This window comes from Paraflavitalea sp. CAU 1676 (assembly GCF_029223285.1).
GTDB lineage: Bacteria > Bacteroidota > Bacteroidia > Chitinophagales > Chitinophagaceae > Paraflavitalea.
In genome coordinates, this window is the sequence record NZ_JARHUJ010000010.1 from 144,200 (window position 1) to 155,592 (window position 11,393).

An 11,393-nucleotide genomic window follows, 5' to 3' on the forward strand; every position below is an offset into this window, starting at 1 on the left:
ATAAAAATGCTGCCTATTGTGAAGTGATATTTACAATAGGCAGCATGGTTTAAATATATTGGAACATTTTACTACCAGATCCTCACACGCATACTGTCTGCCCGATAAAGTTTATCGCCAGGCTTAACGTCGAAGGTGGAGTAGAACGCATCAACATCCGCCATAGGTCCGTTAACGCGGTATTGGGCTGGTGAATGTACATCCGTGAGTAATTGATTGGCCAGCGACTCTTTCTGGGCATGGCCCAGCCAACCCAATGAATAACCGAGAAAGTAGCGTTGTGCGGGGCTTAGGCCGGCCAGCTTATCTCCCTTTTTGTATTGCTCCGTTTGTACGAAGGCGTCCCAGCCCAACAGAATACCTCCCAGATCGGCAATGTTTTCGCCCAGGGTAGCCTGGCCATTGATACGCAAAGTATCTACCACCACATAGCCATTGAACTGATCGATCATGACCTGCGCCTTCTTGTTGAATTTCTTTTCATCGGCTTCGGTCCACCACGAAAGCAGGTTACCATTGGCATCGAACTTGCGGCCTTCGTCGTCGAAACCGTGGGTGATCTCATGGCCGATCGTGGAGGCTGCCGCATATCCGTATACCACGGCATCATCTACTTCAGCATCCAGATAACCGGGAATGGTGAAGATGCCTGCAGGCAGCACGATCTCGTTATTGGATGGATTGTAATAGGCATTGTATTCCTGAGGCGGCATATCCCATTCTGTACGATCTACCGGCTTGCCCAGTTTATTGAGGTAAAACTGGTGCCACCAGGCACGTGCCTGTTGCATGTTGATGACATAGGGCGCCGATGTGATCTCCATAGAAGAAAAGTCTTTCCAGGTATCGGGGTAGCCGACTTTCTTTTTCATAGTAGCCAGCTTGTGCAGGGCCTTCTGGCGCGTGCTGTCGCTCATCCAGTCGAGTTTTTCGATGCGTGCTTTAAGGGCTCCGCGAATGGCTTCCACCATATCCGCATAACGCTTCTTCGCTGTTTCATCGAAGTACTCTTTTACAAAGAGTTTGCCGACCAGTTCTCCCATTACGTCTTTTTGTGTATCGAGCACGCGTTTCCAGCGCGGGCGTTGTTCCTTGGCGCCACGGATGATGCGTGAATAGAAGTTGAAGTCTTCGTCGACGAACGGTTTGCTCAGGTAATCGGCCGAACTGCTGATCAGGTTCCAGCGCAGGTAGGTCTTCCACTGGGCTATGGGAATGCTGGTAAGCGCCGATTGCAGTTCTTTGAAGAACTCCGGTTGTCCTACAATGACAGAGTCCAGCACTTGTGCGCCGATATTGCCCCTCCAGACTTTCCAGTCTACGGCAGGCGTGAGTTGATGGAGGTCGCTCACGGCAAATTTGTTGTAGTTGGCATAAGGGTCACGCAGCGCTTCGAGTTTGCGGGAGGCTTTAGCCAACCGGGTTTCGAGTTGCATCACACTGGCGGCATTGTTGGCAGCGATAGTAGTATCATCGCCCAAAAGCCTGAACATCTTTCCAAGATGTTTTACGTACTCGTTTCGAATATTGGTAGTACGGGAATCGGTATTGAAATAATAATCCCGGTTGGGAAGGCCGAGGCCACCCTGGTACAGGTACATGGCCATTTGCTCGCTGTTCTTGCTGTCCTGGAAAATGAACATGCTGAAACAGGGAGAGATGCCTTTGATCTGCCAGTCGGCTACCAGTTTCATCATGGATGGAATGTCGCTGACCGCATTGAGTTGGGTCAGTTCGCCTTGCAACGGCTGTAAGCCGGCTTTTTCGATAGCGACGGTGTCCATGGCACTAAGCCAGAAGTTGGCCAGTTGCCGGGAGGAACGGTTGGCGGCGCTGTCGGTGATCGCCTTTTCGTTGATGGTGCGTACCCGTTTGTACAGTTCTTCATTAACGAGGTTGGAGATGGTCCACCGGCTTTCCTCGGCAGGGATGGGGTTTCTTTTGATCCATCCGCCATTGGCATAGAGAAAGAAGTCGTCACCCGGACGAACGGTGGTATCCATATTGGCGGCCACCACATCGGGTTTAACAGGTTTGGAGTCGCCGCTCTTACAGGCGGCGAAGCAGCCGGCAAGCGCGGCAGCAATGAACACAGTAGATTTCATAATCAGTATAGTAGTTTGTTGAGCAGGATAAAGTTAAGGGGCGACCCATGAATAACACCGTTTCTTATTTGAATGCGGTTAAACGGGGATAAGTTGCTGCAACCCTGGCTGGAAGGGAGTGTCGGGGGAACAGTTAACTCGTAGCGTCATGAAAGATAATGCCCAGGGTAAATCGTTTGCCGGTATGCACTTCGCTCACCCCATGCTTCATATTCACCCGGTAATACCCTTTACTGCCTTTAACGGGCCTGAAATTGGTGGTAAAGAGCAGGAAGTCGCCTTTGCGTGGAGTTAACACAATGGCTTTTGATTGGGCACGTGGCACCTGCTGAGTCAATACGAATTCGCCGCCGGTATAATCGAGATCGGGCTCGCTCAGGAACATGACCAGCTGAATGGGAAAGAACAGGTCTCCATACAGGTCCTGGTGCAGGGTATTGTGACCACCTTCACCATATTGCAGTATCAATACGGTAGGGTGAACCTGGCCTTGTTGCCGGCATAAAGCATGGAAGTCCTCGAGCGAAGCAGGGTATTGTTGCTGGATGCCCAGCGCCTTCATCCAGGCATTGGCAACGGGTACCAGGTGGGGATATACGCTTTGGCGTATCTGTTGCAAGAGGGGAGGCAACGGGTATTGGAAGTACTTGTATTCGCCCAGTCCAAAGCGGTACCTTTCCATGACGATGGTCTTCCTGTAATGCGCAGGCTCCTTGTATTGATCGATCAGCGCGTCACATTCGGCTTCTGTAAGTACATTACGCAGCAGGGCATATCCTTGCTGGTGCAGTGCAGCCGCTGCTGCTTCCCAATCGTGCGATTCAATTCTTTCAGTGATTATATTCATAACCCAAAGCTACCGGTGTGGGGTTTGGGTGAAAACCCGGTTCTTGCGGAATTGCAGCTGCGTTTAACGCTTCCTTCCTTTTACGCTGGTTTTCTTTGCGGCCACTTTTTTCGGCGCAGCAGCTTTTTGGGCGGGCGTTTTAGCTGCGCTCTTTTTGGGAGAGGTGCCCCTTGGGGCCACCGATTTTTTCGCAGCCTTTTTAGGAGAGGCGGACTTCTTAACTGGTGTTTTTTTACCCGGAGCTTTCACTTTATTAGCAGATGCCGCCTTCCCGGCAGCAGCTTTCCCTTTCACTTTACTGGCTGCTGCGGCCTTTTTTGCCGGCGATCCGCCTGTTGCTTTTTTGGGCGCTGCCACCTTCGTAACGGTCGGCTTTTTACCGGCCTTTTTGGAAGCTTTGGCAACCCGGTTGTAGGCCAGCGCCACATTGATCCACCAGGACAGCTCTTTGTTACTGGCCAGCACATCGGCATCTACGAATACGAATCCTTTCATCACTTTGCCGGTGAAATCCATCGGCGTACAACCTTCCCGCTCGAGCGCTTCTTCATACACCTCCGGACCTACCCGCACCATCATCCGTTCAGCTTCCACGCCTACCAGCATTTTGTCGTTGACCATGAAGCACAGCCCGCCAAACATGCGTTTTTCCACAATATTGTCTTCACTGGTAATGAGGAATTCGCGAACACGGTTGGCTAGTAATTCATTGTAGGTCATAGCTTATGATTTGAGCACCAAAAGTACAGCATTTAACCAGTATACATCAGCTGTTTTGCGCCGTTAGCAGTACGGTGCATGTATTTGTTCAATGAAAGGAATTATACCGGGGATCAGTAATCTTTCGTACATTCAGATTACTCAAAACTTTTTATGAAACCCTCCATCGCTGCTTTATGCGCTATTCTCCTGCTTGGTAATGCGGGTTATGCTCAACCTGCCGGACTCCATGCATTGGATGATCAGGCATTTGATACAGACTTTGCCGGCCGGACCATTCCCATCGTTACCGGAAAATTGATCAACATCAGTCAGGAGGAAATATCAAAAACTCCCATTACTTACTCGCTCGTCAGCCTGGTAGGGCAGGTAAGGAAGACCACGCAGGTCGAAGCCGATGGAACATTCCGGTTGCAGCTGGATTATCCGCTTCCTTACCAGCAGATCTGGTTGAGTGTAGGAGAGATGTTTTATACCGGTATTTATGTCAATAAGGATGTGCATGTAGAGGTAGACGTTCAAAAAGTGAAGGCGCCTGGCAAGGAGCTTTTGTTCAATGGTCCGGGAATCAGGTTTCTGGGAACAGACGGCCCCCTGAACGAATACACGAACAATTTTATACTCTTCCGGCGCGAGGAACAACTGGCGCTTGATTCGCGGATCCAGCAGATACCAAGACTTTCCAAACCGAGCGCCGCTACGGTGCAGGCGGCTTACGGCGGTATATACGATTCAGTAAAGATGATCGTGGATGACTACACCGCTAAGAACCCATCACCTTACGCCTGGCTGCTGGAAAATGAATATTGGTCTGAGTACTATGGCAGGATAAGCGTTACCTATTGGGGGCATGAAATGGATGCGCCGACGTTGTCCCGCTTACAGAAGCATAAAACTTATAGTGTTACCAATAGCAGCGTTGGATTTTACCGCTACCTCTCCAATTATTTTAGTTTGGTGGCCGGTCGGCGTACAAAGATAGCCTGGAAAGAGGTAGCCTTATTACCCGATCTTACTACCGACGAGAAGCTGGCTGTTGATTCGTTGCTGATGGCGGAAAGGCAAACGGCCGGAACGGCTTACTCAACAGGGCAGGTGGCTAAATGGACAAAAGTAGCGAAGCCACGCAAGCAAAGGTTAGTAGACGAGCAATTGATCGACAATGGCATCAGGGCCATTGACAGTAATTTTACGGGCGGCAAGGCCGATATCCTGAAGTTGTTGTTGAATGATAGTAAAGATATCAACGAACAGCGCTATGCGCTGGAGCAATTGATGCCGGCTATGCAAACGGCCTGGTGCAACGCGATCGCCCGGGCAAACTATTCCAATACCTTATCTAAAATGGCCGCTATCAATAAGGCGATGTCCAATGCCGGAAACTCCATGACCGCTGCCGATTTTGGCAAACCACTGGTGCAAACTGCCTTTGGTGCATCGTTGTATAAAGTGTCGAATGTAAAAGGGGCTGATTTCCTCGCTGGTCTCAAAAAGAGTTTCCCCGGCAAGGCCATCGTGTTTGATCTGTGGGCCACCTGGTGTGCACCCTGCCTGGGAGAAATGCCGCACAGCAAGAAGCTTCAGGAAACATCCAAAGACCTATCCGTTGTATTCGTATATGTATGCACGAACAGGGGTTCGGATGAGGAAAAGTGGAAGAGGAAAATTGGAGAGCTGAATTTACCAGGTGTACACTTTTTTATTGACGAAGCGCTGGATGCGGACCTGTCGCAATTCTTTTCCTTCAGCGGTTATCCCGGTTATGCCTTCATCGATCGTAAGGGTGTTTACAAGCCAGGTGCCATTAAACGGGTGTCACAGATACCCGACAGGGCGGCGTTGGCTGCACTGGTTGATTGAGGTGAGCCCACACTTGACAAGCTGCAAAATTTTTGTACTTTTGCGTCATTCTAAAAAATCTACAAGCCTTGCGTCATGTAATGGTTCAGACATATTAAGACCTTGATTATTCGCGACACCCGTTGCGAACGGAATCTTATTGACTGATCAAAAAAAACATTACATGGCTATTTCACAAAAATATGGCCGTACGGGGCATTACCCCTTTTCGCCGGGCACCACCAGCGATGATCGTATACAGCATGACTATTGGGAACTGATACAGAAAATTCCCCGGTTGGTGCATACGGAGAAGTTGGATGGGGAGAACAATTGCCTGTCGAAGTATGGCGTCTTTGCGCGCTCTCATGCTGCGCCCACAACCAGTCCGTGGACAGAAACCCTGCGGCAGTACTGGCATAGTATTCGTCCACAGCTTGGCGACCTCGAGGTATTTCTCGAAAACCTCTATGCCGTACATTCGCTGCGTTACCGGAAGCTGGATCATCATTTTCATGTGTTTGCCATTCGCGACCATGACCGGTGGCTGAGCTGGGAAGAAACGAAGTTCTATGCAGGCTTACTTGACCTGCCTACGGTGCCGGAGATTGATACGGTTACCGTACCGGCTAACCGGGCAGCATTTGAAGCGGATGTGCTGACCGTCGTTGCTGGTTCAGGTGCTTACGATCCGGTCAATGCACATGATGGCTCCATGGCTACCATGGAAGGGATCGTTACGCGCAATGCAGAATGGTATGGTACGGATCAATTTGCACAGAATGTATTTAAGTATGTAAGAAAGGGGCACGTCAAAACGGACCAGCATTGGACCCGTCACTGGCAGCGCGCCCGGTTAAAACATGAAGGAGGGGACGATGTGGACCATCAGTGACAATAAAGAATGGAAATATTTGGAAGAGCGATATCCCTGGGTGGCCGATATGCGGCAAACACCGCAGGACCGGGATTTTCATGCGGAGGGTGATGTGGCTATACATACACAGATGGTGCTGGCTGCCTTGCTGGCGGAACCTGCCTACCAGTTACTGGCGCCACAGGACCAGGAGCTATTATGGGCGGCTGCGCTGTTGCATGATGTGGAGAAACGCAGCACAACGGTTACCGAACCCGACGGCCGCATCACTTCGCGCGGACATGCACGAAAAGGGGCGCAAACAGCCAGGAGGATCCTGTATAAGGATATACCGGCGCCTTTTGCCATTCGTGAGCAAATATGGGGGCTGGTGCAGCACCATAGTATTCCGCTATGGCTGTTGGAACGGCCAGATCCGCTTAAGCTGGCGGTGCAGGTGAGCATGGAGGTCAATACGGCCTGGCTGGCACTCCTGGCAAGGGCCGATATGAAGGGACGTATTGCGCCCGATATCGATGACCTGCTGTACCGGGTTGATTGTTTTGAGGAGTTCTGTAAAGAGCATGGCTGCTGGGGTACTACACGACCCTTTGGATCGGACGATGCCCGGATGCATTACCTACACACGGAAGAAGCTTATCCGGACTATATGCCCTTTGAGCGGCCTGCCATGGAAGTAGTGATGATGAGCGGACTGCCCGGCGCCGGTAAGGATACCTATATCCGTAAGCACTTCAAAGACCTGCCGGTGGTGTCGCTGGATGCCTTGCGGGTAGAACTGGGGTATGCCCCGGATGATAAAACCGGTAATGGGCGTGTGATCCAGTTGGCGAAAGAAAAGGCAAAGGAGATGTTGCGGCAACAGCGTTCGTTTGTATGGAACGCCACCAATATTACGCGACAAATGCGGTCGCAATTGATCGACCTGTTTACTGCCTACAAGGCGTCGGTGCATATTGTTTACCTCGAAGTGCCTTTTAATCGCCTCATGGCGCAAAACAAGGGTAGGGAGGCGGTAGTACCAGCCGGCGTAGTGGAAAAGCTGGCTAATAAGCTGGAGGTGCCGTCGCCGGTAGAGGCGCATAAAGTTACATATGTAGTTGGGTGAAATGAAAGCGCGCTGCCAGTAATTTATTTTGTCTGCTGGCAGCGACGCTTTTCTGTATCTTACGGTGGTGGCAGTACCGGTTCAGCAAACTTCTCGTAAAACCCAACCCCTAATACTATGAGTGTATCCATCAGTGTCGAAATCATCCAGGTCGATCACGACGGCCAACAACTAAACAGCTTCACCACTTCTGGACCTTGCGACAGCCTGGCGCTGATGTTCTACGACTGGAAAGACCACACACCGGTCGTGCACCTTGGCGTATTGAATGAGGAAGAAGTGCGGATCGTTAAGGCTACCTACGGAAAGGATAGTATGTCTGTCCTGGATAACCTGGAGGCGTTTAAGCCTCAAACCGTATCTATCGAGGAGCTTATACCGGTATTTACGAAGATCAGGAATAAGATCATCTACCCGCAGATCAAAGAAGCGATCCGGAAAAACGATGACTATGAATTGGCCAATCAGAACGGTGATCTCATCGCTATCTCGGAATGTATCGGGGCATTGGAGGTGATGAAGAATGTTTCGGACCATGCTTATATAACGATCAATGACTTTTAGAAACAAAATGATGAAACGACTTATTTATACCAGTATCCTGCTTTTAAGCGCTGCCTTCGCTCAGGCGCAAAAGCCCAATATCATTTTTATCCTGACGGACGACATGGGCATCGGTGATGTGGCCAGTTATGGCGGAAAAGTGGTGCCCACGCCCTATTTGGACAAGATGGCCAACGAGGGGCGCCGTTTTACGCAGTACTACAGTGCGTCACCCATTTGCTCGCCCTCCCGCGCAGGCATTCTTACGGGGTCGCATCCGGCTACCTGGAATATTACCAGTTACCTTCAAACGCGAAAGGGTAATGCGGAATGTGCTCAAGTTGATTTTCTTACGCCAAAGGCCCCTTCGGTTGCCCGGGAGTTGAAAAAGGCAGGCTACCATACGGCGCATTTTGGTAAATGGCATATGGGCGGCGGACGTGATGTGAAAAACGCGCCACCTATCAGTGCATACGGTTTCGATGAGTTCAGCAGCACCTGGGAAAGTCCCAATCCTGATCCGCTGCTCACTTCGTCGAATTGGATCTGGGCTAAAACCGATAGCATTAAGCGCTGGAACCGGACAGGCTATTGGGTTGATCGTACGCTTTCCTTTTTAGAGAAGAACAAAGGCCAGGCATGTTTTGTGAATCTTTGGCCTGACGACGTGCATACCCCCTGGATTGCGGATGAAGATGACCAGGAGCGTAACCCGAAAGGCGCCGAAAGCAGACCCCAATACGAAGCTGTATTGAAAGAATACGATAAACAAATCGGCCGTTTGTTGGAGGGACTGAAGCAACTGGGCCTTGACCAGAACACCCTGGTTATTTTTACTTCCGACAATGGCGCACTGCCTACGTTTGGTTTCCGCTCCGGTAATTTCCGCGGTTCAAAACTGTCCTTGTATGAAGGGGGCATTCGCATGCCCTTTATTGTTCGGTATCCTAAACAGGTTAAGTCCGGTACTGTGGACAGTGTTTCCGTTCTCACTGCTACGGATCTGCTTCAAAGCTTTTGTAAACTGGCGGGTGTAACCGGCAAAACGCCGTCCACGGATGGTGTGGATAGAAGTGCTGTACTATTGGGAACGCCTTCTGCGCAAGAGAGAACGATCTACTGGGAGTATGGCCGCAACCAAACTTCATTCCGCTATCCGGAAGGTAGAAACCGGAGCCCTAACCTGGCAGTGCGTGAAGGCACGTGGAAGTTGCTGGTGAACTGCGATGGGACGGGGGAGGAGCTTTATCATCTCGGTAATGACCCCTATGAGACTACCAATGTGGCTGCCCAGCATGTGCAAGTGGTGTCGGTGTTGAAAGAAAAAGTATTGAACTGGTTCAAAAGGATGCCGTCGGGGCCGGACCGGATGGTTGATGTATCGTTTTAAAAAACCGTGACAATGAGGACGGTTTCGCTGGATGACGTGCCTTGAGGCAACGGTTCAAATAAAAAAAGGGAGGCGAATTGCCTCCCTTCAAATTTATACTGCGACCTCCATCGTTGCCTCTAATTCGTAGAGAAACTGGTCGATCTTTTCTTTGCTTACTCCTGGCATGCAGATAATATGACTAAAGCCTCCTTCACTGGCCAATTGCCATTTTACGCTGATCTCACGGGGAGGATCGGGGAGTACAATGGTTAAAGCGTCTGGATTTCTCCAGGCTTTGATGCCCAACCTGCAGAGGCGGTCAACCGCATATTCAGCTATTGCCAATGCTTCGATGGCACGTTGCTTCAATCCTTCCGATCCCAGCTTCTTGATAGCATACCATAGAAATACCGGGCTGTGGCCGTTACGGCTGCCCGATATCGTGGTATCTGCCGTACCGATATAGGGGATCACTTTGCCGATACGTTCCTTATAGTTCTTTTTCACCAATACCAGTCCACACGGTATCGGCGAACCAATGAATTTATGGCCGCTGATGGCAAGGCTGTCGCACCCGTGCGAGAAATCAAAGCCGGGTTGCAGGTCGAGCAATGCGCTATACACACCAGCCAGCGCCGCGTCACAATGGATATAGTGATTTTTGATAGCCAGTTCCCGGAAGATCCCCTGAATGGATTTCAGGTCATCTTTGGCTTCTGTCATCGTAGTGCCGATATTGGCCAGTATGATCACCGGCTGGTCGCGATGCATGCTGATCATTTCCCGCAGGTCATCATAGTCCATTTCACCATTGGGTTGTGTGCGGATCACAATACTCCTGAGGTTCAGCAGCTGAATGTTTTTTTGCACACTATAGTGCGTGGATTCAGAGTAATAGACGATGCCATTCGAATACAATTCACGGGCAACATAGAGGCCGTACAGGTTGCCTTCGGACCCTCCATTCGTAACATAACCCCACCAATTATTGACGGGGGCTTTAAACAGACCCGCAAAGAACTCCAGCACCTCACATTCGAGGGATCGGGAATTAACATCATATGTAGATTCAATCAGCGGGTCTCCCACATTATTGAGCGGAAGTTTCAGCAATGGAAAGAGTTCGGAATAGTCAAAATCCTGGGCAATGGGATAACCAATAAAATGCTGCGCGCGCGCAGTCGCTTTGTAAATATAATCCTGAAGTCTTTCGGCGTCTCTCAAGGGTAACTGAGCCATATGGAAGCAATTGATGTTAGTGAACGATTAATATCTATTGCACAAAGTTGAAACAAATAGATTAAGTATGCAATATGTTGGCAAATAGTAGTTAAAATAACTATATTTAGGTCGCTTTACTATACTATATACTGTTTGGGGCGCCAGTTGGCTATCCCAATAGAAAAAATAACTTCTCATGACAGCTCAACTTGATCAAACGGATATCCGGATACTGGATCTTTTGCAGATAGATGCCCGTATAACCACCAAAGAAATTGCCGACAAACTGGGGCTCACCATTACGCCGGTCTCTGTTCGCATCAAAAAGCTGGAGCAGTCTGGTTATATAAAGCGTTATGTCGCGATACTGGATAAGGAAAAAATTGGGAAGAACCTGATCGCTTTCACGACGATCAAATTGCGGGAACATACCCAGGCAGCACTGCGGGGTTTTGAACAAAAGAGCGTGAAGTTCAAGGAGATCATGGAATGCTATCGCCTTACCGGTAATTTTGATTTCTTACTTAAAGTGGTCATCAGCGATATGCAGGAATACAACAATTTCCTGATCAACAAACTTTCCTCCTTGCCTAATATTGGTTCGGTGCAGTCATCCTTCGTATTGTGGGAGGGTAAAACGGAAACGGCCTTTCCGCTCGATCTGGAACAGGTGAAACGATGACTTTCGATCGCATCAGCATCATAAAACGATAAAGCCCTGGCATTTGCCAGGGCTTTATCGTACAGTCTTTTCTTCACTG

Annotated in this window: 10 protein-coding genes; 6 read left to right on the plus strand and 4 right to left on the minus strand. The window is 49.8% G+C overall.

Annotated features, from left to right (window positions below; all coding sequences use genetic code 11):
• Positions 1–71: 71 nt before the first annotated feature.
• The 3 genes from P2H89_RS29740 to P2H89_RS29750 form a co-directional block, all read right to left on the minus strand.
• Positions 72–2,105 (minus strand): M13 family metallopeptidase, encoded by a 2,034-nt coding sequence (locus P2H89_RS29740; RefSeq protein ID WP_275834067.1) that lies wholly within the window; start codon positions 2,103–2,105, stop codon positions 72–74.
• Between the two features lie 133 nt (positions 2,106–2,238).
• A complete protein-coding gene (locus P2H89_RS29745; protein WP_275834069.1) occupies positions 2,239–2,952 on the minus strand; it encodes a 2OG-Fe(II) oxygenase in 714 nt (237 codons plus the stop codon).
• Positions 2,953–3,015: 63 nt separating this feature from the next.
• Complete coding sequence (locus P2H89_RS29750; RefSeq protein ID WP_275834071.1) at positions 3,016–3,672, minus strand: TfoX/Sxy family protein; 657 nt, start codon at positions 3,670–3,672, stop codon at positions 3,016–3,018.
• 153 nt (positions 3,673–3,825) lie between these two features.
• On the opposite strand from P2H89_RS29750, the gene P2H89_RS29755 reads away from it, so the two are divergent.
• The 5 genes from P2H89_RS29755 to P2H89_RS29775 all read left to right on the plus strand — a co-directional run bounded on the left by P2H89_RS29755 (position 3,826) and on the right by P2H89_RS29775 (position 9,429).
• The gene (locus tag P2H89_RS29755; RefSeq protein WP_275834073.1) at positions 3,826–5,532 is read left to right on the plus strand and encodes a TlpA disulfide reductase family protein; all 1,707 of its coding nucleotides are present in this window, start codon (positions 3,826–3,828) and stop codon (positions 5,530–5,532) included.
• A gap of 163 nt (positions 5,533–5,695) precedes the next feature.
• Positions 5,696–6,406 carry an RNA ligase family protein gene (locus P2H89_RS29760; protein WP_275834075.1) on the plus strand — a complete coding sequence of 237 codons (711 nt, stop codon included), beginning with the start codon at positions 5,696–5,698 and terminating at the stop codon, positions 6,404–6,406.
• Positions 6,390–7,496 carry an AAA family ATPase gene (locus P2H89_RS29765; RefSeq protein ID WP_275834077.1) on the plus strand — a complete coding sequence of 369 codons (1,107 nt, stop codon included), beginning with the start codon at positions 6,390–6,392 and terminating at the stop codon, positions 7,494–7,496. Before P2H89_RS29760 ends, P2H89_RS29765 begins: the two co-directional genes overlap by 17 nt.
• Before the next feature lie 117 nt (positions 7,497–7,613).
• On the plus strand, positions 7,614–8,060 hold the full coding sequence (locus P2H89_RS29770) for a hypothetical protein (RefSeq protein ID WP_275834079.1): 447 nt from the start codon (positions 7,614–7,616) through the stop codon (positions 8,058–8,060).
• Between the two features lie 10 nt (positions 8,061–8,070).
• Positions 8,071–9,429 carry a sulfatase-like hydrolase/transferase gene (locus P2H89_RS29775; RefSeq protein WP_275834081.1) on the plus strand — a complete coding sequence of 453 codons (1,359 nt, stop codon included), beginning with the start codon at positions 8,071–8,073 and terminating at the stop codon, positions 9,427–9,429.
• 93 nt (positions 9,430–9,522) lie between these two features.
• Here the strand turns inward: P2H89_RS29775 and P2H89_RS29780 are convergent, their stop codons facing one another.
• Positions 9,523–10,650: a histidine decarboxylase gene (locus P2H89_RS29780; RefSeq protein WP_275834083.1), complete on the minus strand. Its 1,128-nt coding sequence runs from the start codon at positions 10,648–10,650 to the stop codon at positions 9,523–9,525.
• A 178-nt stretch (positions 10,651–10,828) separates the two neighbouring features.
• Here P2H89_RS29780 and P2H89_RS29785 point away from each other — a divergent pair, with 178 nt between their 5' ends.
• Positions 10,829–11,314 carry an Lrp/AsnC family transcriptional regulator gene (locus tag P2H89_RS29785; RefSeq protein ID WP_275834085.1) on the plus strand — a complete coding sequence of 162 codons (486 nt, stop codon included), beginning with the start codon at positions 10,829–10,831 and terminating at the stop codon, positions 11,312–11,314.
• The last annotated feature ends 79 nt before the right edge of the window (positions 11,315–11,393 follow it).